Genomic DNA, 25,710 nt, shown 5'->3' on the forward strand with positions numbered 1-25,710 from the left:
GTTTTACAAATTTTTTACTGCGTTTTTAAATTGATCTCCCCTATCCTCGTAATTTTTGAATAGGTCGAAACTGGCACACGCCGGAGACAACAAAACTGCATCTCCACGTTCGGCCACTTTGTATGCCACCTTAACGGCCTCTTCCATGGAATAGGTCTCTACCATGAGGTCGATTACATTTCCGAAGGCATCGATCAGCTTGGAACTGTCGGTTCCCAAACAAATGATGCACTTTACCTTTTCCCGCACCAATGACATCAACTCGGAATAATCGTTTCCTTTATCCACGCCGCCAGCAATCCAGATAATGGGCTTTTTAATACCGTCCAGGGCATAAAAAGTGGCGTTTACGTTGGTCGCTTTGGAATCGTTGATGTATTCCACATGGTTGATTTTCAACACTTTTTCCAATCTGTGGGGTACGCCCTGAAAAGATTGAATACTGTTGCGAATTGTCTCCTTTCTGACCTTAACCAGCATGGCCGCCATGCTTGCCGCCATTGTGTTCTTTACGTTGTGCTGACCTTCCAAGGCCAAAATATCTTCACTCATTTCCAAGGTTTTATGTTCTAATTTTATTTTTATCGTTTTGTCTTCCAACCAAGCTCCCTCTTCCAATTTCCTTTTTACTGAAAAGGGTACTAATTTGGATTGAACAGGGTGTTTTTTCAACCAATCCTGAATCACTTCATCATCGGCATCATAGATCAGGTAATCATTTTTGTCCTGATTCATGGCAATTCTGAATTTGGATGCGATATAGTTTTCAAACTTGTACTCATATCTGTCCAAATGATCGGGCGTTATATTGGTAAGAATAGCGATGTGAGGTTTAAAGTCCACAATACCATCTAACTGAAAGCTGCTTATCTCCAACACATAATGATCGAAATCTTGCTCAGCTACCATTTTAGCATAGCTATCGCCAATGTTGCCCGCCATGCCCACGTTCAATCCGCCATCCTTCAAAAGGTGATGGGTCAACATGGTCGTGGTCGTTTTACCATTGCTTCCCGTGATTCCAATCAAGTTGGCATCGGTATATTTTGATGCGAACTCAATCTCCGAAATCACAGGCACTCCTTTTTCAACAAGTGCTTTTACCAACGGCACTTTATCAGGAATACCCGGACTCTTCATCACCACATCGGCATTCAGAATCTTGGCTTCGGTATGTTCACCGGACTCCCATTCAATCTCAAAATGTTCAAGAACTTTTTTGTAATTCTCTTTAATTTCGCCTTTGTCAGAAACAAAGACTTCAAATCCTTTTTGCTTTCCCAAAATGGCGGTTCCAACGCCACTTTCTCCTCCTCCAAGTATCACCAAGCGACCCATTTTTATCGAATTTTAAGTGTAACGATGCTGATAATGGCCAACATGATTCCTATGATCCAAAAACGGGTTACTATTTTGCTTTCGTGATATAATTTCTTTTGATAATGATGGTGCAATGGCGCCATCAGGAAGATGCGTTTTCCTTCGCCATATTTCTTTTTTGTATGCTTGAAATAGCCTACTTGCAGCATTACCGATAATGACTCCGCAAAGAAGATTCCGCATAAAATGGGTATCAATAATTCCTTTCTTACGATTATCGCGATTACGGCAATGACTCCGCCTATGGTCAAGCTACCCGTATCACCCATAAAAACCTGTGCGGGGTAGGTATTGTACCATAAAAATCCGACCAAAGCACCGGCAAAGGCAGCTATGAACACCACCAGCTCGCCCACTCTTGGCAAATAAAAGATGTCCAGATAGTCAGAAAATTGAATATTACCGGACACCCAAGCAAAAATGGCCAAGGTCATTACGATTATAGCCGAAGAACCGGCTGCAAGGCCATCGATTCCGTCCGTTAGGTTTGCTCCATTGGAAACTGCGGTCACGATCAGAATCACTACTGGAATAAAAATCAGCCAAGCATAATCTTCGGCACCCTCGCCTATCCATGAAATTAGATCGGCATAATCCAGCTCGTTGTTCTTAAAAAAGGGAACATTGGTTCGTACCGCTTTGGTTTCTTCGCCAAAGACTTTTTCCACCTTAAAGTTTTGGGTAATTGTTGTGGTATCCTTTTCCTTGATGGTTACTGCAGGATGAAAGTATAAGGTTGCACCAACAATCAGGCCCAACACTACTTGTCCCATAACCTTAAATTTTCCTTTAAGACCTTGCTTATCCTTTTTAAAGGTTTTGATGTAGTCATCAATAAAACCGATGATACCCATCCAAACGGTGGTCACTATCAATAGGATGACATAGATATTTTTGATGTCGGCGAAAAGAATAACGGGCAACAAAGTGGACATGATAATGATCAATCCGCCCATGGTAGGAGTTCCCGCTTTTTGCTTTTGCCCTTCCAGACCAAGGTCACGGATACTTTCGCCTATCTGCTTTTTCTGTAAGAACAATATGATGCGTTTACCGTAGACCATGGCGATCAATAGGGACAACAACACGGACAGTGCCGCCCGGAACGTAAGGAACTGAAAAAGTCCCGCACCGGGCAGTTGGTATTGTTTCTCTAAAAATTCGAACAAGTAGTATAACATGGACTACATTATTTTTTTAGGCTCTCCAGAGCTTCTTTCACTTCTTTAAAATCATCAAAATCGACCCGGACACCATTGGTCTCCTGATAGGTCTCGTGGCCTTTTCCCGCCACTAGGATTATATCGTTGGCCACCGCCAGTTTGCAGGCTGTTTTTATGGCCTGTTTTCTATTTTCTATGGACAATACCTTACGGACATTTTGAGGCTCCACGCCTGCTTCCATCTCTTCAATGATCACAGAGGGAGATTCCGTTCTGGGATTATCGGATGTAAAAATGGCCTGATTGCTCATTTCCGAAGCGATATGACCCATAACCGGACGCTTAGACTTGTCACGGTCACCACCACACCCCACTACGGTGATGACGTTTTCATTTCCAGTCCTCAATGCATTGATCGTAACCAATACATTTTTAAGTGCATCCGGCGTATGGGCATAATCGACAATAGCCGTTATCTTATCTTTTGATATGTAATATTGAAACCTGCCGTCCACGTTTTCCAACTCGCTCATCAGCCTAAGGGTCTCCATTTTCTCCAGCCCCAGAATATCGGCAGTGGCATAAATGGCCAATAAATTATAGGCATTGAAATCCCCGATGAGTTTGGACCACAATTCGTTGTCATCCACCTTCAACAGTTGACCATTGAACTGTTTCTCCAAAATCTGGGCCCTATAATCTGCAAAGGTCTTTAGGGCGTAGGTATATTTTTTGGCTTTGGTGTTTTGCAACATCACCAGTCCGTTCTTATCATCGATGTTTACCAGGGCAAAAGCTGTTTTTGGCAATCCATCGAACAATTTCTTCTTGGTATCCCTGTATTCGGCAAAAGTTTTATGGTAATCCAAATGATCGTGGGACAAATTGGTAAAGATGGCTCCTTCAAAATGCAGCCCTTCAGCTCTTTTCTGATGGATTCCATGCGAGCTTACTTCCATAAAACAGAACTCCACCCCCGCTAGGTTCATCTTGGACAAATAATCATTGATGGTCAATACATCCGGGGTTGTATGTGTGGTCTTATACTCTTTGTCATCCACCAATACCTTGATGGTAGAGATCAATCCCACTTTAAAACCAGCCTTTTTAAATAAATGATACAGCAGTGTAGTCACCGTAGTCTTGCCATTGGTTCCCGTTACCCCTACCAATTTAAGGTTCTTGGAAGGGTTATCGTAATAGTTGGAGGCAATCACGGCCAATGCACTGTTGCAATTGTCCACCTGCAAATAAGTAACCCCATTCACCATAAGTTCAGGAAGCTCTTCGCACACAATGGCGCGCGCACCCAAATCCACAGCTTTTTGTATGAATTTGTGGCCGTCAGTAAGCGTACCCCGAATGGCCACGAACACATCATCCATTTCCACCTTTCTGGAATCGAAATGCACATTGTTCACCATTACGTTGGTATCCCCGCTCACTGCGGAGAGGCTAACACCATATAATATGTCCTTCAATAACTTCATGAAAGCTCCAATACTATTTTTTTGACCTGTTTGATATTAGTCCCTTGGTTCACGGACTGATTTTTGACTTTTCCGTTGCCGTGGACCTCGACCTCAATTCCCAGATTTTCCAAAAGGGATACGGCATCCATACCGCTCATCCCTTTAACATTGGGAACCGTACTATATTTTTTCTGGACTTGGGCATAGTACTGCTGATAGTCCTTATCCAAATCGACATCCTCCTTAATTCTGTTATCCACTTCATCCACCATAGGAGAAATGGCATGAATTTTTTGGGCCATAGATTTAAATACCGGCCCCGACACATCGGCCCCATAGTACCCTTCTTGTTTATCCGGCTCATGAATGACCACTATACAGGAGTACTTTGGATTGTCCGCTGGGAAATAGCCAGCAAACGAGGAAATGTATGCCAGTTTATCAGGATTCTTCTCCACGTAGTTTTTTTGAGTGGTTCCAGTTTTACCGGCCATGGAAAAGTTCTTGGAATACATTCTGTGCCCGGTTCCATAATCCTTCTCCACTACATCCTTTAATAATTGTTGCGCCTTTTTTACCGTTTCTTTGGAACAGATAGAGGAGTTCAACACTTCTTTATCAAACCGCTTTACAACTTTATTGCCTTCCCGTACTTCCTGAATCATACGAGGCTTCACATACTCACCATCATTTGCGATAGCGTTATAGAATGCCAAAGTTTGAATAGGAGTCAACGACACTTCATATCCGTGCGACATCCAACCCAAAGAAATTCCGGACCACCCTTTATCTCCAGGATAACGGATTACCGGGTCGCCCTCGCCAATAATTGGAAGCCCCAATTTTTTATGAAGCCCCATATTCATAAGGCGGTTCACAAATTTTTCCGGCTGCTCCTTATAATTTTCGTTGATGATCTTTGCAAAGGCCGTGTTGGATGAAACAGCAAATGCCTTGGACAACGTTATTTTTCCATAGCCTCCCCATTTGGTATCCTTTACAACACCATCATAAATACGGTACCTTCCTTTTTCGGTATCTATCACCGTACTGGTATCGACCACTTTATCTTCCAAGGCGGCTACTAGGGACATTAACTTAAATGTGGAGCCAGGCTCATGGGATTCTCCAACGGCATAATTCAACTTTTCGTAATATTTTCCTTCGGATGTTCTTCCCAAATTGGAAATTGCTTTGATTTCCCCGGTTTTCGTTTCCATGACCACCACACAACCATGGTCGGCTTTGTATTTTTCGAGCTGCTTTAACAATTCATGGTGTGCGATGTCTTGAATGTTGATATCTATTGTGGAAACAACATCTAGTCCGTCCTGGGGCTCAACGATATTGTCCAGTCCCACCGGCTTCCATTGCCCTTTGGCTATTTTCTGCTTCAAACGTTTGCCTTCCTTGCCGCGCAGGTATGTTTCGCCAAATGCGCCATCGAGACCAACACGGGTGTAGTACCCATTTTCGTCCACACGTTCGTAACCGATGCTTCTTGCCGCCATTTTACCCAAAGGGTATTCACGGACCACGCGATGAGTCTCGATAAATCCGCCTTTGTACGGTCCAAGATTAAACAATGGGAATTGCTTGATACGCACATAATCCAAGTACCCCACATTTCTAGCAACGAGTTTGTATCGGTTGCCATTTGCACGCGCTTTTCTGAACAATTGTCTATAATAAGATGATGGTCTTTCGAACATCAGACCCAAAGAATCTGACAATGCAGCGACATTGTTCTCAAAGTTTTCCTGCGAAACAGTCTGCGCATCGAACCGGATATCATATTTAGGAACTGAAGCAGCCAACAAACTGCCATCCTCTGAATAAAGGTTTCCGCGATTGGGCTCTATGGTGAACATCTTCTCGGTCTGACTCAAAGCAAGTTCTTTGTATTTTTCGCCCTGTACCATTTGAATATCCACCAACTTCACCACCACGGCTATGGCCAAAACAAGAAGTCCCCCGGCTACGAGGTACAGTCTGTTCATGATATTTTTTTCGGTAATGGCCACTATTCCGCTGATTTAACTTTAATTTTTCTTGGAGGGTTTTGAGAAGGCACCAAGCCTTTCTCCGCAACCACCTCACGTAATGTAGATTCCAATTTGAGCTGCTGCACGCTGGAACGGGCCTCAAAAAACTCACTCTTCAGTTTTCTGACTTCTTCGTTCAGCTCGGCAATCTCCAACACTTTTTTATCCGCATTGTGACTACTGGAAATCATTAATGCCGCCAAGAAGGACGCAAACAACAAAAACATCCAGTTCTTGGGCGCATCTCCGCTCACCAAAAACTTTCCTTTTAATATGTCCAGTAATCCTTTTCTCATTTTACACTTTATATGCGTTCCGCTATGCGGAGCTTTGCGCTTCTTGCTCTATTATTGTTCTTTATTTCTTCTGCTGATGGAACAATCAGTCCCCCGACTTTTTTTAAAGGAACATTAATGTTCCCGTAAAAATCCTTTTCTGGTTCACCATCGAACCTGCCTGCACGGATAAAGCGTTTTGCCAATCTATCCTCGAGTGAGTGATAACTGATTACACTCAACCTACCACCCTCTTCCAAAATCTCTGGCACTTGCTCAAAAAATTCTTTGAGCACCTCGATTTCCTGATTGACCTCAATCCTAATTGCCTGATAGATCTGTGCCAAAATTTTATTCTCTTTCATTTTGGGCAAAAACCTTTTCAACACACCTTTAAGGTCATCTGTTGTTTTGATAGGTTCCTCCGCTCTTGCTTCCACAATAGTTTTGGCCATGGCGTTCGCATTGCGCAGCTCGCCATACTGAAAAAGAACCGACGCTAAATCTTCTTGGGAATAGGTGTTCACCACCCGAAAGGCCGACAACTCGCTTTTTTTGTCCATCCGCATATCCAAATCTGCGTTGAACCGAATGGAGAAACCACGATCGGCTTCATCGAACTGATGGGAGGAAACCCCAAAATCCGCCAAGATTCCATCAACTTTCCGAATGCCATAGAACTTCAAAAACTGTTTGAGGTAGCGAAAGTTCTGATTGATCAATTGAAACCTTTCATCATCAATTGCGTTTTGAAGCGCATCCTCATCCTGATCAAAAGCGAACAACTTTCCGCCGCTACCCAATCTTTTCAAAATTTCTTTGGAGTGCCCGCCGCCACCGAAGGTGACATCCACATACACTCCATCATCTTTTATATTCAATCCGTCCACCGATTCCTTTAGCAGTACCGGATTATGATATTCACTACTCATCGTCGTCAAAAATCTCCTCGGCCAGATCGGCATAATCCTTCTCGCCTTCCGCCAAGACTTTCTCGTACAGATCCTTGTTCCAAATCTCGATTTTGTCAAAAACCGCGTTCAAAACCACTTCTTTTTCAATTCCTGCGAACTCCACCAAGTTTTTTGGAATCTGCAACCTTCCTGAGTCACCATCAATGCTGACCTCCTTCATCCCTGCCACAAAATTTCTCACGAAAGCATCGTACTTTCGATTGATTTTGCTTTTCTTCATCACTTTCTGCATCAGCACATCGAACTCAGCTTTGGGATACAATTCCAAGCATTGTTGAAAAACAGAGCGCTTGATAACAAACCCATCTTTGATCACGGGCACCAACTGATTCTTCAAAGAAATGGGCAACAATACCCTTCCTTTGGAATCCGCTTTGCAATCATGTTGTCCTATGATATGGGTCACTAGAAATCAATTGGTTACTTAATACAACTCAAATATATAGATTTTATTTCCACATTTCTCCACTTAACACCACTTTTGTTAATAAATTCCCCACTTTTGACCTATTTCATCCGATTTGCATATGAAAATTGATTATTGTGGCATGAGCCCAATTGAAAATAGTTTTGATCAAAATGAAAAAACTTCTTACTGATAAACCAAAACCTAAAATCTTTGTGATATGAAATTCCTATATTTGCCCCTCTTACTACCAACTGACTATAGATGGAAGAGCATTTAATCGAGGATGGCAAATACCGATATATAGAAAAGGGAGAAGGGACTCCCATGATTATATTGCACGGTTTGATGGGGGGTTTGAGCAACTTCCAGGGCGTATCCGAATATTTTCCCCAAAAGGGATATCAGGTGCTGATTCCCGAATTGCCGATTTACGATTTACCTCTTTTGAAAACCACTGTAAAAAACTTTGCCAACTTTCTGGAAGGATTCATTGAGCACAAAGGCTTAAAGGATGTCATCTTGTTAGGAAACTCTCTAGGCGGCCACATTGGCCTTTTGCACACCAAAATGTTCCCGGAAATGGTAAAAGCACTTGTTATCACCGGAAGCTCAGGTCTTTACGAAAGTGCCATGGGCGATGGATATCCAAGACGAGGTGATTACGAGTTCATCAAAAAAAAGGCAGAGGACGTATTTTACGACCCTAAAGTAGCCACCAAGGAAATAGTGGATGAAGTTTTTGCCACGGTGAATGATAGAATGAAATTGGTAAAGACGTTAGCCATAGCCAAAAGTGCCATTCGCCACAACATGGGCAAGGATTTACCCCACATGAACACACCAACTTGCATCATTTGGGGAGAAAACGATACAGTTACACCCCCCAACGTAGCAAAGGAATTTCACGAACTCCTGCCCGACTCCGACCTATACTGGATAGAAAAATGTGGCCATGCGCCGATGATGGAACATCCGAACGATTTTAACCATATCCTCGAAGCTTGGTTGAAAAAACGTAACTTCTAAGCATGAAAATTACCTCGGCAGAATTTGTGATGAGCAACTCCAATGTTGCCAAGTGCCCCAATGAACCGCTTCCTGAGTATGCGTTTATCGGCAGGTCCAATGTTGGCAAATCTTCCTTGATCAACATGTTGATGGAACGCAAATCTTTGGCAAAAACTTCTGGAAGACCGGGAAAAACACAGCTCATCAACCATTTTAAAATCAATAATAATTGGTTTTTGGTGGATTTACCGGGATATGGATATGCGCGAGTGTCCAAAAAGGACAAAAAAACATTTCAGAAGTACATTACCGAGTATTTTCAAAAGCGAAAACAACTGGTATGTGGTTTTGTTTTGGTGGATATCCGGCACGAGCCGCAGCCCGTGGACATGGAGTTTATGGAGTGGTTGGGCACCAATCAGATTCCGTTTGCGATAATCTTCACGAAGGCGGACAAGCTTAAACCCGGTGCCATCGAAAGACAGGCCAACGCCTATCTTCAAAAATTATTGGAAGGAGCCTGGGAAGAAGCTCCTCCACATTTCACCACTTCCTCTTCAAACCGAATGGGCAGGGAAGAACTCCTGGGGTTTATTGACGGTATCAACCAAGATTTTTTCAAAAGCAACAACTAGGTTTCAGACCTTTACCTACATCAATCAATTTGGTAAGAAATAGCTGGTTTTTACGACAAATCAACCAGCTAAAACTCAAGTTTTAATTTAAAAAAGATTGATACAATGAAATCTGTATTACACAAAGCAGCAACCCGTGGCCATGCGGACCATGGCTGGTTGAACTCACACCATACATTTAGTTTTGCCGGCTACCACGACTCAGAACGAACGCACTTTGGGGTACTCCGCGTACTCAATGATGACCAAGTGGCGCCCGGTAGAGGTTTCGGGACGCATCCCCACGACAATATGGAAATCATCTCCATTCCTTTGGAAGGAGATTTGGAACACAAGGATAGCATGGGGAACACTACTACCATTAAGGAAGGGGATGTTCAGGTGATGAGTGCCGGCACCGGAGTTCAACATAGCGAGTACAACAAGAATAGTGATCAAGAAGTAAAGTTTTTACAGATTTGGATCTTCCCTAACAAACGGAATGTGGAACCCCGTTACGATCAAATATCCATTCGGGAAATAGAAAAGAAGAATGCCTTTTACCAAGTGCTTTCTCCAAGTTCCGAAGATGAAGGCGTATGGATCCATCAAGATGCTTGGTTCCATTTGGGCAAATTCGAAGAAGGTAAAACGGATTCTTATCAAATCAAAAAAGAAGGAAATGGCGTGTACGCCTTCGTTTTGGAGGGTGAAGTCGAAATCAATGGCCAAAAGCTCGAAAAACGAGATGGATTTGGGATTTGGGACACGAACTCGTTCGATTTTAAATCCAATACAGACAGTAGGGTCTTGCTCATGGAAGTCCCTATGAGCTTGGACAAAATAGGACGTTAAGCCCAAAACAAAAAAGCCCCGTATCGGGGCTTTTTTATACTTATTTTTACATATAATTACATTCCAAGCGCTTTTTGGGTATTTTAGAGTCATAAACTTAATGCCAATGGCTCAAAAAACATCGAACCAATTCACTCCTGGAGGATTTATTAAAGTGATGTCCTTTTTGCATCTCGGGATTGCAACGACCCCCGTGATATTGGCCATACTATTCTATTTTAATGCAGAAGACCCAGAGCTCAGCACTTCGGACACAAACGATATATTTTTGGCCATCGTGCCGGTGGTAGCCTTGGCAAGCATTTTCTTAGGAGATTTCATCTTCAAAAAAATATTGAAGTCCGTATCCCAAAAGGATGGACTCAGGGAAAAATTGACGAAATTCCAAACGGCATCAATTATAAAATATGCCTTGTTGGAAGGAGCTTCGCTTTTCAGCATTGTTATTTTTTCGAATACCCAAAACCTCACTTACCTTATTATTGGTGTGGTACTGATTGGTTATTTATATCTACAAAGACCGACCAAGCCAAAAATTGAGAGTACCCTCGACCTAAAAGGAGCCGAAAAGGCAAAGTTTGACCGCACGCATGAACCAGTGGATTGAGCTATTTTTTCAATTCTAATTTTTCCGCAAAATATTCACAAAAATCCTTCATGGTAGCCGTCATTTTTTCATCTTGTGTGGCCTTGTAAAAAGTATCGGCTAAGGTTACCAAGGTTTGATGGAAAAATACCTTCATCTCATCCACTGGCATATCCTTGGTCCACAGATCTATTTTCAAGGATTCCTGGTTTTTACTGTCCCAAACGGACAACAACATGGCTTTGGCCTCTTCCTCATTAATACCGCCATCCTGTGCCGACCAGGTCAATTCCTCGGGCACTCGGTTTTCATCCAACCCTACCTTTAGGGTTATTTCCGAAGTATGTTCTACTGCCATTTATCTTTTTGGTTTGTAATTTGACTGTTTTAAAATTTCATCTGCGGGCATATCAAACATTTGCTTGAGTCCTACATCGGTCTTCTCCATAAAGGCCCTCACAATCTGCCATCCCATATATCGGCCCAAACGACCTGGTGACTCATTATCCAGCTCCAGTCCGAACTTTGTAAACGGTGCTGGGTCCAAAAACTTACGGTCCAATCCGGTATCGGTACTATACAATAATTCCCGCTCCACAAAATATTTCCACATCTGCTCCTCATTCGCCCTTGCCCACTCCATTTCTTCTTCGGAGTATCCTATTTTTTGAGCATCTGAAGCAAAAGGAATCAATTTATCCTTTAAATAAAGTTCCTTTCCATAGTAGACCATTCTCGACAATAAAGTTCGGTTGCGCGGATAGGAAATAACTTTTTTGGCAAATGCGCTGGCCACGTCCGAGGTCAAGAATTTTTTATCCAATGATGATGCAATATATCTTTGCATGCCTTCATAAAAATGATGGTCTTCCCCCAAATAATTATCAAGACCTATCAACAACAAAGAGTCTACCAAAATGATGCGGCTTTCATACCGAACATCCGAGGTCAACGTTACAATATGGGGCGTTTCGGTTGCCGGGAAATAATATTTGATATGTTTAAAGAGTGATTCCAAATCTGCTGATTCCTGTTCAAAATCCCCAAATTCCTTTGCCACCTCTTCTGAAAGCTCAATTTGAAGGGTGTCCGTCAGTTTGGCCGACCAAACACTATCGGGAAACTGTTCCGGGAACAAATAAGGATACTCCGTTTTTAATTTGGGAATATCACTGGCAGAAGCATTTGCAAATTCCCGATCAAACCTTGATACTTTCAAGTCCACCGTAATTTTAGCGACCTCCTCTTCGGTTTTATCCGTCTCAACGCATGATGAAATCGATAAAATCATCACCAAAACAAAACATCTCAACACGGGAATGGTAAAGTATTTCAACAACCACTTCATTTTTAAGGACACAGGGATTAAATTTACAGGGCACAAAGGTAATTTATAGAATCTAAATAGTAAGATATGCAAACAGAAAAGGTAATCGCCCATATTGTTGATTGGTTAAAGGACTATGCCGAAAATGCAAAATGCAAAGGTTTTGTCATTGGTGTATCAGGCGGAATTGATTCCGCAGTAACCTCAACGCTCTGTGCCAAGACCGGATTGGACCTTTTATGTTTGGAGATGCCCATTCACCAAGGTGAAAACCAAGTTACCCGTGCCGACCGGCATATTGATTGGTTAATTGAAAACTTCCCCAATGTTTCCCGTCAACCCGTTGACCTGACACCTGTATTCGATACGTTGGTAGATGCCTTTCCCAAGGTGGACAATGAGGAAGACCGATTCATGTCGCTTGCAAATACACGCGCAAGACTTCGCATGACCACTCTCTACTATTTCGCTGCTTTAGAAGGTTATCTAGTTGCCGGTACAGGAAACAAAGTGGAAGATTTCGGTATTGGGTTCTACACAAAATACGGTGACGGTGGCGTTGACCTTAGCCCTATTGCCGACCTAGTCAAAACCGAGGTTTATGAACTTGGACGAGTACTTGGAGTAAATCAGGATATTATGGAAGCGGCCCCAACAGATGGCCTATGGGGTGATAGCAGAACCGATGAAGACCAAATAGGCGCATCGTACCCAGAACTGGAATGGGCCATGGAAATGGATGACCAAGGCAAAACTTCTGAAGATTTTTCTGGCAGAGAAAAAGAAATTTTCTCAATATATAAAAGATACAATACTGCAAATAAACATAAGATGGTTCCCATACCAATTTGTGAGATTCCCAAAGGGCTCAAATAGCATTTCATCTGAAAAACCCCAGTCTAAGACGAAAAAAACCATAGAAAAACTATGGTTTTAAGAAAAAAGTTACAATTTTACATGATTAAATTGTTATCTTGCTCGCTATATTTTTAAGTATTAGCAGCTAACCATTCATTAAATAAACCGTTTCATAATGATTAAAGTATTGATTGCTGACAACCATCCTATTGTTAGGCTTGGTATAAGACAGGTACTTGAAACGAGCTCGGATATTGAAGTCATTGCAGATGTATCTACTACAGAAGAGCTTTTTAAAACACTAAAAGACGTAAATCCAGACGTCGTTATTTTAGAAATGGATATTCCGGAAATCAACGGAATCGCCACCCTAAGAAAAATGAAATTGGAATTTCCGGACATCAAAACCCTAATGTACAGTGGGCAGTCCGAAGATGTTTACGCCCTTAGTACAATTCGTGCCGGAGCATTTGGATACCTATCCAAAACTGCTGATTTGGAATACATTATTTCAGCAGTAAAAAAAGTAAGTGAAGGCAATATGTTCATCACCAATGAACTGGCCCAACGCCTTGCTTTTGACGAAGGAACACAAAAACCGCGCAGATTCTTTAGAAAACTTTCTTCCCGAGAGGTCGAAGTACTTAAATTATTGGCAAGCGGCAAAAGGAACAAAGAGGTTGCCGAGGGGTTGAACCTTAACGAAAAAACAGTAAGTACATACAAAGCCCGTCTGATGAAAAAATTGAACGTGGATAATTTAGTGGACTTACTCCAACAGGCAAAAGCCTTGGAACTATACTAGGAATACCCAACCAAACCAACTATTGTGGAAACCCCTTTCAAAACAACATTGGAAGGGGTTTTATAATTTAAGAGAGTACCCGGTTCAATTTGGCGTTCAACAATTTGTTGAGTTGGAGATAGTTCATGATTTCTTCCAGAATTTCTGTGTGGTCCCCTTGGCTATCCTGTGTCTTTTCCTTTAGTTTTTCGATTCGGTTCTTTATCAAATTGCAGCGTAAAGTAAGTATGGTCTCACCCACCAATTGGGCAACACCTGTCTGCTTTTCTTTCGGGTAGATGTCACGTCGTTCCCAATCGTGCAATACGTACTGTTCCTCTTCCATTAAAATGGAAGATACTTGGGATACGGTTTCTTGATCCAAATCCGACAAAAAGGTATTGACCGAAAAATCCGAGTCTTCGTTCAATCGCTCTATCAACTTATAATATATCGCTTTGAATTGTTCATTGGTGAGCTCAATTTCGTCCTCCTGAAGATCTAAAAACACCTTTTCATACACTTTGGCCTCAGAGACTTCGGGCTCCAGCACCAATTCGCCCTCTTCATTTTCTTTGAGCACCAAATCTTCGAATTCCTGCTTTTGATTTCCATAAAGCAACAGCACTTCAATGATTTTTCGCTCCAATTCGTATTGCACATCTACCTTCTCAACTACGGCATCATTCTTTACGACTTCGAAGGCTTTTCGCTCCTGTTTTACCTTTTTTGAAGCATCGGTTTGATGCTTTTTATCAATCTGAGCCAAGGTATTATACAGTACATCTTCTGAAATCTGCATCATTCTTGCACATTCCTGAATATAAATCTCTTGCCGTATTCTGTCCGGAATCTTACTAATGCTGTTTACAATATCCCTGACCGTATCTGCACGTTTTATGGGATCATTGGCAGCCTCTTTGGCCAATAAAGAAGTTTTGAACTGGATAAAATCCATGGCATGCTCCGTCAAGTATTCCACCAAATTCTCATAAGTGTTGTTCTTGGCGAAACTATCCGGGTCCTCCCCTTCTGGAAATGTACAGACCTTTACGTTCATGCCCTGCTCCAAAATAAGGTCGATACCACGGAGAGATGCCCGTAATCCGGCGGCATCCCCATCAAACAAGACTGTAATATTTTTGGTAAGCCTGTTAATGAGTCGAATCTGCTCAGGAGTCAATGCCGTTCCACTTGAGGACACTACATTTTCCACCCCTCGTTGGTACATTTGAATGACATCTGTGTAACCCTCCACCAGAAAACAGTTGTCTTCTTTGGCAATGGCTTGCTTGGCATAGTAAATGCCATACAGGACCTTGCTCTTGTGATAGATATCACTTTCGGGCGAGTTCAGGTATTTAGCGGCCTTTTTATCATTGGTCAGAATACGTCCTCCAAATCCCAATACTCGACCGCTCATGGAATGGATGGGAAACATGACCCTGCCTTTGAACCTATCAAATTTTCTGCTTTCTCCGCCAGCCTGCTCCTTAACAATGGTAAGACCGGTTTTCTCCAGAAACTCCAGCTGGTAACCTTTATCGAGTGCTGTTGTGGTAAAGGCATCCCATTCGTCCAGCCCATAACCTAAGCCAAACTTTTTGATGGTATCATCCGTAAAGCCGCGCTCTTTGAAATAACTTAGCCCAATGGCCTTGCCAGGTTCGGTATCCCAAAGAGTTTCGGCAAAGTACTTTTGCGCATACTCGGATACCAAATACATACTTTCCCGCTCATTGGCCTGTTCCTTCTGCTCATCCGTTTGCTCGGTCTCCTCAATTTCAATATTATATTTTTTAGCCAGATACTTTATGGCTTCGGGATAGGTAAAATGCTCGTGCTCCATCAAAAAAGCCACCACATTGCCGCCTTTGCCGCTACTGAAATCCTTCCATATCTGCTTAACTGGGGACACCATGAAACTAGGGGTGCGCTCATCCGTAAAGGGGCTCAATCCCTTAAAATTGGAACCCGATTTCTTCAATTGTACAAAATCACCGATGACCTCCTCCAATCGGGCGGTTTCATATACTTGGTCTATGGTGGTTTTTGAAATCAAAGCGTTTAATTCAAATAGCTGTTAAAGGTAAATAAAAACAAAGTTTTGAGGAACCCAAAAAGGAATTCCCTCTTTTAGATTTAGTATCTTAGGACCGCCTTGCATAACTGCGGTATATTGTAATATAAAATCGATTTTATGATAAATAGCATATCTAAAAAACACTGGGGACTGGCAACATTTCTATTGGTATTTTCATTGATGGCACATGGCCAAATGGCAGAAAAAGCATCTCCTATTATTGAAAATGGCGAAGCTCAAGTGGTGGAAGCCTTCTCCGACCCAAGTAAATGGATTCGCCATGATCTTTGGGTAGAGACCACTTTTGATTCTGATGGTGATGGAAAACTCGACCGCATGCACGTAGACGTAACCCGACCGGAACAAACAGAGTCAGAAGGCTTAAAACTTCCCGTGATTTATGAATCAAGCCCTTATTATGCAGGTACGGCCGGCTTGGACAAAGGTATTTTTTGGGATGTAAAACACGAACTTGGTGAACCAGGACAACCCAGAAAACACCCTGAGGTCAATCGCTTGGGCGAACGGCCCATCATATCCAACTCGCAAATTATGACATGGGTCCCAAGAGGCTACATTGTGGTCCATTCTTCTTCTCCTGGAACCGGACTATCGGATGGTGCCCCAACAGTTGGTGGCGATAACGAATCCTTGGCCCCAAAAGCAGTAATAGATTGGCTCAACGGAAGAGCAAAAGGCTACACCGAGAGAGATGGTGATAAGGAAGTCAAAGCGTATTGGTCCACCGGAAAAGTTGGAATGACTGGCACCTCGTACAACGGAACCATTCCACTCGCAGCAGCTACCACAGGCGTTGAAGGACTTGAGGCCATAATCCCAATTGCACCGAATACTTCCTATTACCATTATTATCGTTCCAATGGTCTTGTGCGTTCACCCGGAGGATATCTGGGCGAGGATATTGATGTGCTATACGATTTTATCCATAGTGGAGATGAATCCAAGAGGGCCAGAAACAATAAAGTAATCCGTGACACCGAAATGAAAAATGGCCAAGACCGTATAACCGGCGACTACAATGATTTTTGGGCCGGCAGGGATTATCTAAACGATATGAAACCCATGAAAGCGGCGCTTTTGATGTCGCACGGTTTTAATGACTGGAACGTGATGCCGGAACATAGTTATCGTATTTACAAGAAAGCGAAAGAGATGGGGCTGCCCACCCAAATCTACTACCATCAGAACGGACATGGGGGACCACCTCCCATCTCTATGATGAACCGATGGTTCACACGCTATTTATTTGATGTGGAAAATGGTGTAGAAAACGACCCAAAGGCATGGATAGTTAGAGAAAATGACAGTAAAGACAATCCTACTGCGTATGCGGATTATCCGAATCCCGATGCCAAGGATGTCACTTTTCATCTTACAAAAGGCGGATCAAGGTCAGGAAAGCTAACACCTACAAAAACCAAGAATCAAGGCACAGAAACCCTAGAGGACGATTATAACTTTTCCGGGGCCGATTTGGCCATGGCCGAATCTTCAGAACATAGATTGTTATACATTACTGCTCCATTAGCCGAGGATGTCCATATTTCCGGGGTGCCCAAAATCAAAATAAAACTGGCCAGTAGTAAACCTGCGGCCAATTTATCTGTTTGGTTGGTTTCGCTACCTTGGACCGACGCCCTGAACACCAAAATAACGGACAACATCATTACCCGTGGATGGGCCGACCCTCAAAACCATATCTCGTTGACCGAGAGCAAACCTTTGGTTCCCGGAAAATTCTACGAAATGGAGTTTGAATTGATGCCCGATGATCAAATCATTCCAAAAGGACAACAAATTGGCCTGATGATTTTTTCCAGTGATAAAGAATTTACGCTTTGGCCAAGTCCGGGTACAGAGCTGACCGTGGATTTGGATGGAACGGAGCTAACACTCCCCATTGTGGGCGGAAAACTATAAGGACAAAACACATAACTGACTAATATCATAGGATTTAAGATGGTTTTATGTGACTTTAGGATAATGTAACTATCATCCTTACAGTCATGAAAATTTTGATTATTTATGGTACCGTAGAAGGCCAGACCCGTAAAATTGCGAGGTTCATGGAAAATATTCTGCAAGAAAATGGGCATCAAGTGGTAATAGCAAATGCCGTGGAAGAACCGCCCGCCCCAGAAGGGTTCGATGCAATTTTTATTGGAAGTTCCATTCATATCCAAAAGTACAATCCATTGGTTCGCGATTATATTCAAGAGAATATTGATACCTTAAATGCTAAATCAAGTGCATTTTTTTCGGTAAGTATGGCCATGGCCTCGAGCATTAAGGAGGAGCATGATGAAGTAGAACAGATTGCGAAGGACTTTTTAAAGGAAACCCAATGGTATCCAAAAACGGTATGGCACATTGCCGGCGCCCTGAAATACACAGAATACAATTATTTCAAAAAGTTGATCATGCGTTCAATCGCTAAAAAGGAAGGCGGTTCTGTCGACACCTCCAAAGACCACGAATACACAAATTGGGATGAGGTAAAAAAGAATGTCCTATCTTTTATGAATAGATTGGAAACAAAATTAAAAACGTATGGACAAACATAGTTTTACCACCCTCTCGGAAGTTGTCAATTACTTGACACAGAAAGAGGGCTATAAGGAAGATTTTGAAGCAGATGAGTCCTCCATAAAGGCTCTGTACTCAAAGAAAGAATATAATCCGGATGAACTGTTGATAATTGATTCATATCGTTTTGAGGGCATGACGGACCCCGCCGATGAATCCACAGTCTTCGCAATAGAGGCAAAAGATGGCACAAAGGGCACCTTGGTGATTTCCTACGGAGCTTCGACCGCACAGAATGAAGAACTCATTCGTCAAATTCCTGTTAGAAAGAAATAATCAAACATAGAGTTTACCTACTGAAGATGGCTGATATAGCAACCAACCGGTAAGGCTGAACCTACTTTTGTGTGCCTCAAGAACAGCATGTGGCACATCCGCACTTTTGAACATCACACAACGCGACGCCAATGGTTCAACCAAAAAACTTGAACCGTCCTTTTCAAAAATTTCCAATTCCCCGCCATCACCAGGCTTCCAATCATCGTTCAAATAAATAATCATGGAAATCATGCGGTTGCTTCGGTTTTCAAACTGGTCCAAATGTTTGTCGTAATGTCCACCGGAAGGGTAATGCGCCAAATGGAACTCATATCCGGATAAACTCAAATAACAGTACCGATTGAATATATGCATGGTTTCATCCAATAGCCCCCAATACGTCTCGAGCTGGGCATCACGTTGTCTATCCAACCAATACGTAAAATCACCACGTATCTTAGTGTCAACTTGATTTTCGGAATGTGCGCCGATACCCGCCTCCTTAAAATTAGGGAGCTTACCCAGAAAAAAAGATTTTATCTCGGTATAAAGTTCATCCCGTAGAAAATTGTCTACGATTACATAATCCTTACTGGAGATGTCGTCCATCCAGGACAACCAATCCTCCAAATCGTGGTAGGCGTTCAAAGCTTCAAAAGTGTGGGCGAATGTAGAAAATATTTAAAAACGAAAATCATTTTTTTCATTCGTCCTTGAAAGCTCTAACTTTGAGATGGATTAATATAGGTGTTTAATGATACTCTTCTTCGGAACAAGACCTGGCAAAAAAGAAACCAAAGTACTGAACCATGCTTCCTGCTCACATTGCGGCCAAATGGGAACATTGACCGCAGTTGCCCAACCGAACTACGCACATTTGTTCTGGATTCCATTGTTCACCATCAATAACATTCGCTATGCGGAATGCTCCCACTGTAAAAAAGTATACTACAAAGAGGAGTTTACCCCTGAAATGGAACGGGCACTATCCCAATAAAAAACGGCCAGGAAAATCCTGACCGTTATTCTTCAAGGTTCAAAAATGGTTAAATATCGAACCGAAGGCCCAGTGAAATATTGTTTTGCTTTACTTCCGCATCTTTAAAAATCGGATTTAGATCATACTTTAAATAGAGAAGTACTCCATCAAAACCCATATAGCCGCTTACGCCATAAATTAGGTCGCTGCTGTTGTAATCCCTTTTAAGTTTATCTTTTACGTTCTCTCCGTCTCGGTTATATTTTAATTTTTGACGGGTTCCCAGGCTAAAACCTCCATAACCTCCAAAACCTAACCTGAACTGATCACGAATGGAGTAACGCATGGTACGCTCCGTTTTTCTTAAACGTGAAGGGCCGACCTCAAAATGAACAGGAAACACAAGATTGTCCATTCTAAACTTGGATTTATCCAGATCATATTCAAATTCTTCTAAAAAAGTTTGATCCCCATCCTGTACAAATATTCTGTTTCCATCAGGTTTTAATCCATTGAACTGGAATGAAAAACCATAGTTAAAGCGCAGCCAATTGGAGTTCTTGAAGACCCTGGTCCTCCACTGCCAGCCCATTTCAAAAAAACGGCTTCCACCAATTTTATAGGGGGAGTCGGAAAGCGACTGTCCTTCTATGATGGCATTGTTAAGCCCTATGGCCATCACAAAATCGGAATAGGTCCTCCTATCGTACTTAATTTCCTTTTTCCATCTGTTGGAGTTAAAGGTAATGGCTGGTTTACCATCGATGAGCAAACCTATCCGCATACGATCACCGTAAATAGTATCTATTTCTCTCAATGTTAGCACCTCACCTTTATTTCGCTCCAGCAAAGCAATTTGGTTCTCGACAATGGCAACACGGTTCTCTATGTTCAAGGCGCGCTGTTTGGCCACTTCTTCTTTTAATATCCTGGCCTCGTTTTCCGAAATATCACCATCTTCCAAACGCTGGTTAATATCCCTGACCTCAAACTTTAGGGCGTCCTTTTCTTGTTCAATGATTCGTTGTTTCTCAATTTTCAACGCTTCTATTTTCTTTTGATAGTCCTCTTGTCCAAATGCCACGTGCGAAACAAGGAACAAGCATAATAGTGCTGAATAAAATGTAATTGTTTTCATGATTGTTTTTGGATTATAAACCTCCCTCCTCCCTGCCCGGTTGGACAGGAAGTTATAGAAGGTTTGGCTTTGATTGATGAATAATTTTATTGGTTTCGGTCTGCCACGGCAGTACGTAGTTTAAGGTATCCTGATTTTAGGGCATCAAAGATTTGGTCCCGGAACGATTCGTCCAGTTCGTCCTCCACTTCGGCCAAAAGTGACATGGCATCAACAGAACCGCTATCGGCGAATAACTTATCGGTCAAAATCTGTCGCTGTGCAGCTCGTAAAAGGGAGTCCACTTCGGCATCGGTAACCTCTTGACTTGTATTTTCCATTAGCTGCACCTGTGCCACTACTTCTTCTACCTTTTGTGCAATCAGCTTATCAGAATTTATCTTGATTTTGTCCTGAAATGGCTCCTTTACTTCTTGTTCTGCAACTGCCGTATAAGAAGTTGGCTGTTGAAATTCCGTATTAACCTCTGGCTGTATGGGCTCAACTTCTGTATCCACCACTTTGGTTTCCACCTCTGTAACCGCTCCTTTTTCCGCTTTTTCCTCAGACTTTATTTCAGCTTCTTCTTTGACCTCCGTTTCCACAACTTGCAGTCCTTCCATCTCTCCATCGCTTTTTGTAAAAAAGAAGACAGACACCAACACAATCCCCACAACACTTGCGGCTATGGCATAGGAGAACCATGTGCTCCTTTTTCTTGGTGCGGGCCCCGTTACCTGCTGGGCAATTTTATCCCAAGCCCCTTTTGATGGAGCAATGGTCCGCTCCTCCAGCTTCTCTTTGATATGTTTTTCGAGTTTATCCATACCTTTTATTTTTTGCTCGCCGAATGAGATTTGGGCGACATTCCCTTTAAACTTAAATTATCCTGAAGCATCTTTCTCGCTTTGAACAATTGGGATTTTGAAGTTCCCTCGGAAATCTCCAACATCTCGGCAATCTCTTTATGGCCATACCCTTCAATAGCATACAGCAAGAAAACCGCCTTGTAGCCCTCCGGAAGTTCATCGATGAGATGTTGTACATATTCCACATCCAAAATTCCATCATTGGAAGTAGAAACTTCTCCGTTCAACTCCAAGGTATCATCATCATATACCACGAATTGTCGCTTGCGCAAATACGAAATACTTTCACGGACCATAATGGTTCTGACCCAACCTTCAAAACTCCCTTTATGTTGATAGGAGCTTAAATGGTTAAAGACCTTGACAAAACCGTGGATCATTACATCTTCCGCAAAATGGAGGTCCTTGATGTACCGCCTACAAACACTCAACATCTTGGACGAAAATTTATCATACAACAACCTTTGGGCTTGTTGGTCGCCCTTAATTGATTTTTTGATCAATTGTTTTTCGTTGCTATGTAGCGCGATGATCTTCAAAAGTTTGGTTTATAAAAGTGCTTCTATTTACATAGACGGGATATGGACAGAAATAGTTGCCTGAAACTAAAAATTTTCAGTAAACTATTGATATTAAGGTTTTTAAATTTTTATTTTTTGCGGTCCACCACGTAGTTGACCATAAGGGTGAGGGCACTTTTGTATTCAGAATCGGGATAATTGTCCAAAATGGCCAGAGCTTCGTCCTTAAATTCAAGCATTTTGACCACGGCATAATCCAGCCCCCCTTTTTCCTTCACGTACTCGATGACTTCCTTTACCCTTTTTTTGTTCTTGTTGTGTTTTTTGATGGAGTTGATCAACCACTTTTTCTTTTCCTTGTCGCTGTTGTTCAAAGCGTAGATCAGGGGAAGAGTCATTTTCTGTTCCTTGATATCGATTCCTGTTGGCTTTCCGATTTTTTCGGCACCATAATCAAATAAATCGTCCTTGATTTGAAAGGCCATTCCACAAAGCTCGCCAAACTTTCTAAAGGTTTCTACCTCGTCTGAATCAGGTCGAACGGAGCAGGCGCCCATACTGCAACAGGCAGCGATCAAAGTTGCCGTTTTCTGTCGGATAATGTCATAGTACACGTCTTCGGTAATATCCAACAATCGTGCTTTTTCAATCTGGAGCAATTCCCCTTCGCTCATATCACGGACGGCATTGGAAATAATATGAAGAAGGTCGTAATTCTTATTTTCCAAGGAGACCAAAAGTCCTTTGGAGAAAAGAAAATCCCCAACCAACACGGCAATTTTGTTCTTCCACAGGGCATTGATGGAAAAGAAACCCCTGCGCTTATTGCTATCGTCCACCACATCATCGTGGACTAGACTTGCGGTATGAATCAATTCGATAATGGATGCTCCCGTATAGGTTCGCTCATTGACTTGGCCGTTCAACAATTTGGCGGTCAAAAAAACGAACATGGGGCGCATTTGCTTACCCTTTCTATTGACTATGTAGTAGGTTATCCTATTGAACAGTGCAACCTTGGAGGACATGGATTTGAGGAATTTTTCCTCAAAAAGCTGCATCTCATTTTCTATGGGTTCTCTTATCTGCGAAACGATTTTCAACGTAACGGTGTGGTGTTTGGTTTTGAATCCCTAAAAGTAGGGAAAATGAAAGAGTTGTAGGAATGAAATTGAAGTTTTAAGATACAGCCCTCAAAGTATCGATGATTTGCAAGGGAAGGGTTAAGGGTTAAGGGTTAAGGGTTAAGGGTTAAGGGTTAAGGGTTAAGGGTTAAGGGTTAAGGGTTAAGGGTTAAGGGTTAAGGAAAAAACTAATTTGACATAAACTCCTGTTCCTAAAGATTAACTCTTATTCGCCAGCTGTCCGCATGCAGCATCAATATCCTTTCCGCGGGACCTTCTTACAGTTACAGTGATTCCATTCCGCTCCAAAGTATTTTGGTACATCTCCACTGCGCTGCTATGCGCCTGCTGAAACTCGCCATCATCAATGGGGTTGTATTCGATGATATTGACTTTTGATGGTGCAAACTTGCAGAACTTCACCAAAGCATCGGCGGCTTCCTGAGTATCATTGATGCCTTTCCAAACCACATATTCGTAAGTAATCCTATTCTTGGTCTTACTGTACCAATATTCCAAGGCCTCTCTAAGATCCTTTAACGGAAATGTTGAATTAAACGGCATAATGGAGGTACGCACCTCATCAATAGCTGAATGTAGGGACACGGCCAAACCGAACTTTACTTCCTCATCGGCCATTTTTTTGATGATTTTGGGCACACCCGAGGTGGACACCACTATCCGTTTGGGCGACATCCCCAATCCTTCGGGCGAAGTAATCTTATCTATGGCCTTGAGAACGTTGTTGTAGTTCATCAATGGCTCTCCCATGCCCATAAAAACAATATTGCTCAACGGTCTATCAAAATACAAACGGCTTTCGTTGTCTATTGCTACTACTTGGTCGTAGATTTCATCCGGGTTCAGGTTGCGCATACGCTTTAAACGTGCGGTCGCACAAAAACGGCAGTCCAGACTACAACCAACCTGACTGGATACACAGGCAGTGGTTCGGTTTTCGGTTGGAATCAAAACGGATTCCACGACCAACCCATCGTGCAAACGAACGGCATTTTTGATGGTACCATCGGAACTACGCTGCATCTGATCTACACGAATATGGTTGATGACGAAGTTATCTTCCAACATCTGTCGGGTCTCCTTGGAAATATTGGTCATGGCATCAAAATCGTGCGCAGATTTTTGCCATAACCATTCGTACACCTGATTTCCGCGGAATGGTTTATCTCCCTGCTCCACAAAAAAATTGCGAAGCTGGTCCTTTGTCAATGCGCGTATGTCCCTTTTCTTGGTTTCCATCCCTTAAAGATAAGCAAGAAAAAATCCCGTTGGCCAAATAGCAAACGGGATTTCTCTTCTATGAAATTTTATTTTTAAAGAATCAACATGGCATCCCCGTAGGAATAGAATCGATACCCTTCCAAAATAGCTTGTTTGTACGCCTTTTTTATCAAATCATGGCCTGCGAATGCAGAAACCATCATCAATAAGGTTGATTTTGGCAGGTGGAAGTTCGTAATCATACAATTGGCAATACTAAAATCGTATGGTGGAAAAATGAATTTGTTGGTCCATCCCTCAAACGTATTCAATGTATGCTCGGAAGATACGGCGCTTTCCAATCCACGCATAACCGTTGTTCCCACAGCACAGACCTTTCTTTTGTTTGATTTGGCCGTGTTTACAATTTCGGTCGCCTTTTCATCGATAACCAACTCTTCGCTGTCCATTTTATGTTTGGACAAATCTTCTACTTCTACTGGATTGAATGTTCCCAAACCGACGTGAAGGGTTACTTCCGCAAAGTTGATTCCTTTGATCTCCAAACGCTTCAACAAGTGCTTGGAAAAGTGTAATCCTGCTGTTGGGGCAGCTACAGCACCTTCGTGCTTGGCATAAATGGTCTGGTAGCGCTCTTCATCATCAGGAGTAACTTCTCGTTTGATATATTTTGGAAGTGGGGTCTCGCCCAATTCCCTTAGTTTTCTTCTAAAATCGGTATAGGAACCGTCGTAAAGGAAACGCAATGTCCTTCCTCTTGATGTGGTGTTGTCTATTACCTCTGCCACCAAATTTTCGTCATCACCAAAATAGAGTTTGTTACCGATACGGATTTTTCGTGCCGGGTCCACCAAAACATCCCAAAGACGCTGTTCTTGGTTCAATTCCCTTAACAAGAAAACCTCGATTCTGGCACCTGTTTTTTCCTTGTTGCCAAAAAGTCTGGCAGGAAAAACCTTTGTGTTGTTCAAGACCATTACGTCATCTTCATCAAAATAGTCAACTAGGTCTTTGAACATTTTATGTTCAATTTTTCCGGAATCCCGGTGAATTACCATAAGTTTGGATTCGTCCCTGTGTTCTGCGGGATATTCTGCCAATAATTCCTTGGGCAATTCAAAATTGAAGTTTGATAATTTCATCTGGGCTTTTTTTCGATT

The 25,710-nt window shown here is 42.3% G+C and carries 27 protein-coding genes; 10 read left to right on the plus strand and 17 right to left on the minus strand.

Translation table 11 applies throughout. The annotated features are described in order from the left end of the window. Positions 1-3: 3 nt before the first annotated feature. Genes murD through J0656_RS10810 form a run of 7 tightly spaced genes read right to left on the minus strand, consistent with a single transcriptional unit; the run spans position 4 to position 7,715 of the window. Complete coding sequence (murD, locus tag J0656_RS10780; RefSeq protein WP_207033625.1) at positions 4-1,338, minus strand: UDP-N-acetylmuramoyl-L-alanine--D-glutamate ligase; 1,335 nt, start codon at positions 1,336-1,338, stop codon at positions 4-6. Between the two features lie 2 nt (positions 1,339-1,340). Further along, positions 1,341-2,561, minus strand: coding sequence for a phospho-N-acetylmuramoyl-pentapeptide-transferase (mraY, locus tag J0656_RS10785; RefSeq protein WP_207033627.1), 1,221 nt, complete (start codon positions 2,559-2,561; stop codon positions 1,341-1,343). 8 nt (positions 2,562-2,569) lie between these two features. Beyond that, complete coding sequence (locus J0656_RS10790; protein WP_207033629.1) at positions 2,570-4,033, minus strand: UDP-N-acetylmuramoyl-L-alanyl-D-glutamate--2,6-diaminopimelate ligase; 1,464 nt, start codon at positions 4,031-4,033, stop codon at positions 2,570-2,572. After that, positions 4,030-6,039 carry a PASTA domain-containing penicillin-binding protein gene (locus J0656_RS10795; protein ID WP_207033631.1) on the minus strand — a complete coding sequence of 670 codons (2,010 nt, stop codon included), beginning with the start codon at positions 6,037-6,039 and terminating at the stop codon, positions 4,030-4,032. The genes J0656_RS10790 and J0656_RS10795 overlap by 4 nt, the downstream gene beginning before the upstream one ends. Further along, positions 6,039-6,356, minus strand: a complete 318-nt coding sequence (locus J0656_RS10800) for an FtsL-like putative cell division protein (protein ID WP_207033633.1) — start codon at positions 6,354-6,356, stop codon at positions 6,039-6,041. Before J0656_RS10800 ends, J0656_RS10795 begins: the two co-directional genes overlap by 1 nt. 8 nt (positions 6,357-6,364) lie before the next feature. Then, positions 6,365-7,267 (minus strand): 16S rRNA (cytosine(1402)-N(4))-methyltransferase RsmH, encoded by a 903-nt coding sequence (rsmH, locus tag J0656_RS10805; RefSeq protein WP_207033635.1) that lies wholly within the window; start codon positions 7,265-7,267, stop codon positions 6,365-6,367. After that, entirely contained in the window at positions 7,260-7,715 is a 456-nt protein-coding gene (locus J0656_RS10810) for a division/cell wall cluster transcriptional repressor MraZ (protein WP_108244773.1), read from the minus strand. Before J0656_RS10810 ends, rsmH begins: the two co-directional genes overlap by 8 nt. A gap of 264 nt (positions 7,716-7,979) precedes the next feature. On the opposite strand from J0656_RS10810, the gene J0656_RS10815 reads away from it, so the two are divergent. From J0656_RS10815 to J0656_RS10830, 4 genes are all read left to right on the plus strand, one after another. Continuing rightward, a complete protein-coding gene (locus J0656_RS10815) occupies positions 7,980-8,744 on the plus strand; it encodes an alpha/beta fold hydrolase (RefSeq protein WP_207033637.1) in 765 nt (254 codons plus the stop codon). A gap of 2 nt (positions 8,745-8,746) precedes the next feature. Beyond that, complete coding sequence (gene yihA, locus J0656_RS10820) at positions 8,747-9,361, plus strand: ribosome biogenesis GTP-binding protein YihA/YsxC (RefSeq protein ID WP_207033639.1); 615 nt, start codon at positions 8,747-8,749, stop codon at positions 9,359-9,361. A gap of 105 nt (positions 9,362-9,466) precedes the next feature. Next, entirely contained in the window at positions 9,467-10,195 is a 729-nt protein-coding gene (locus J0656_RS10825) for a pirin family protein (protein WP_207033641.1), read from the plus strand. Between the two features lie 106 nt (positions 10,196-10,301). Continuing rightward, positions 10,302-10,802, plus strand: coding sequence for a hypothetical protein (locus J0656_RS10830; RefSeq protein ID WP_207033643.1), 501 nt, complete (start codon positions 10,302-10,304; stop codon positions 10,800-10,802). A gap of 1 nt (position 10,803) precedes the next feature. On the opposite strand, the gene gldC is transcribed toward J0656_RS10830, so the two are convergent. Next, positions 10,804-11,139, minus strand: a complete 336-nt coding sequence (gene gldC / locus J0656_RS10835; protein WP_207033645.1) for a gliding motility protein GldC — start codon at positions 11,137-11,139, stop codon at positions 10,804-10,806. After that, on the minus strand, positions 11,140-12,129 hold the full coding sequence (gene gldB, locus J0656_RS10840; RefSeq protein ID WP_207033647.1) for a gliding motility lipoprotein GldB: 990 nt from the start codon (positions 12,127-12,129) through the stop codon (positions 11,140-11,142). It lies immediately after the preceding gene. Between the two features lie 66 nt (positions 12,130-12,195). Between gldB and nadE the strand changes: the two genes are divergently transcribed. Together nadE and J0656_RS10850 are read left to right on the plus strand one after the other, a co-directional pair. Next, positions 12,196-12,984, plus strand: a complete 789-nt coding sequence (nadE, locus tag J0656_RS10845; protein WP_207033649.1) for an NAD(+) synthase — start codon at positions 12,196-12,198, stop codon at positions 12,982-12,984. 157 nt (positions 12,985-13,141) lie between these two features. Beyond that, positions 13,142-13,771, plus strand: a complete 630-nt coding sequence (locus J0656_RS10850) for a response regulator (protein WP_108244780.1) — start codon at positions 13,142-13,144, stop codon at positions 13,769-13,771. A 67-nt stretch (positions 13,772-13,838) separates the two neighbouring features. Here the strand turns inward: J0656_RS10850 and dnaG are convergent, their stop codons facing one another. Continuing rightward, the gene (gene dnaG / locus J0656_RS10855; protein WP_207033651.1) at positions 13,839-15,812 is read right to left on the minus strand and encodes a DNA primase; all 1,974 of its coding nucleotides are present in this window, start codon (positions 15,810-15,812) and stop codon (positions 13,839-13,841) included. 201 nt (positions 15,813-16,013) lie between these two features. Between dnaG and J0656_RS10860 the strand changes: the two genes are divergently transcribed. From J0656_RS10860 to J0656_RS10870, 3 genes are all read left to right on the plus strand, one after another. Then, on the plus strand, positions 16,014-17,774 hold the full coding sequence (locus J0656_RS10860; RefSeq protein ID WP_237688919.1) for a Xaa-Pro dipeptidyl-peptidase: 1,761 nt from the start codon (positions 16,014-16,016) through the stop codon (positions 17,772-17,774). An 86-nt stretch (positions 17,775-17,860) separates the two neighbouring features. Then, complete coding sequence (locus J0656_RS10865; RefSeq protein ID WP_207033654.1) at positions 17,861-18,418, plus strand: flavodoxin domain-containing protein; 558 nt, start codon at positions 17,861-17,863, stop codon at positions 18,416-18,418. Beyond that, positions 18,405-18,716, plus strand: coding sequence for a phosphoribosylpyrophosphate synthetase (locus J0656_RS10870; RefSeq protein WP_207033656.1), 312 nt, complete (start codon positions 18,405-18,407; stop codon positions 18,714-18,716). The genes J0656_RS10865 and J0656_RS10870 overlap by 14 nt, the downstream gene beginning before the upstream one ends. Here J0656_RS10870 and J0656_RS10875 read toward each other — a convergent pair whose 3' ends face one another. Further along, positions 18,717-19,346, minus strand: a complete 630-nt coding sequence (locus J0656_RS10875) for a 2OG-Fe(II) oxygenase (protein WP_225603524.1) — start codon at positions 19,344-19,346, stop codon at positions 18,717-18,719. Between the two features lie 106 nt (positions 19,347-19,452). On the opposite strand from J0656_RS10875, the gene J0656_RS10880 reads away from it, so the two are divergent. Beyond that, positions 19,453-19,695 (plus strand): zinc-ribbon domain-containing protein, encoded by a 243-nt coding sequence (locus J0656_RS10880; protein WP_207033658.1) that lies wholly within the window; start codon positions 19,453-19,455, stop codon positions 19,693-19,695. 49 nt (positions 19,696-19,744) lie between these two features. Here J0656_RS10880 and J0656_RS10885 read toward each other — a convergent pair whose 3' ends face one another. The 6 genes from J0656_RS10885 to queA all read right to left on the minus strand — a co-directional run bounded on the left by J0656_RS10885 (position 19,745) and on the right by queA (position 25,692). Beyond that, complete coding sequence (locus tag J0656_RS10885; protein WP_207033660.1) at positions 19,745-20,815, minus strand: hypothetical protein; 1,071 nt, start codon at positions 20,813-20,815, stop codon at positions 19,745-19,747. A gap of 86 nt (positions 20,816-20,901) precedes the next feature. Then, complete coding sequence (locus tag J0656_RS10890) at positions 20,902-21,621, minus strand: hypothetical protein (protein WP_207033662.1); 720 nt, start codon at positions 21,619-21,621, stop codon at positions 20,902-20,904. Positions 21,622-21,626: 5 nt separating this feature from the next. After that, entirely contained in the window at positions 21,627-22,202 is a 576-nt protein-coding gene (locus J0656_RS10895; protein ID WP_207033664.1) for an RNA polymerase sigma factor, read from the minus strand. Between the two features lie 110 nt (positions 22,203-22,312). Next, positions 22,313-23,287 (minus strand): polyprenyl synthetase family protein, encoded by a 975-nt coding sequence (locus J0656_RS10900; protein ID WP_207033666.1) that lies wholly within the window; start codon positions 23,285-23,287, stop codon positions 22,313-22,315. Between the two features lie 240 nt (positions 23,288-23,527). Beyond that, complete coding sequence (gene rlmN / locus J0656_RS10905; RefSeq protein WP_207033668.1) at positions 23,528-24,568, minus strand: dual-specificity RNA methyltransferase RlmN; 1,041 nt, start codon at positions 24,566-24,568, stop codon at positions 23,528-23,530. 74 nt (positions 24,569-24,642) lie between these two features. Beyond that, on the minus strand, positions 24,643-25,692 hold the full coding sequence (queA, locus tag J0656_RS10910) for a tRNA preQ1(34) S-adenosylmethionine ribosyltransferase-isomerase QueA (RefSeq protein ID WP_207033670.1): 1,050 nt from the start codon (positions 25,690-25,692) through the stop codon (positions 24,643-24,645). Positions 25,693-25,710: the final 18 nt, after the last annotated feature.

It is taken from the genome of Flagellimonas aurea (genome assembly GCF_017313785.1).
GTDB lineage: Bacteria > Bacteroidota > Bacteroidia > Flavobacteriales > Flavobacteriaceae > Flagellimonas > Flagellimonas aurea.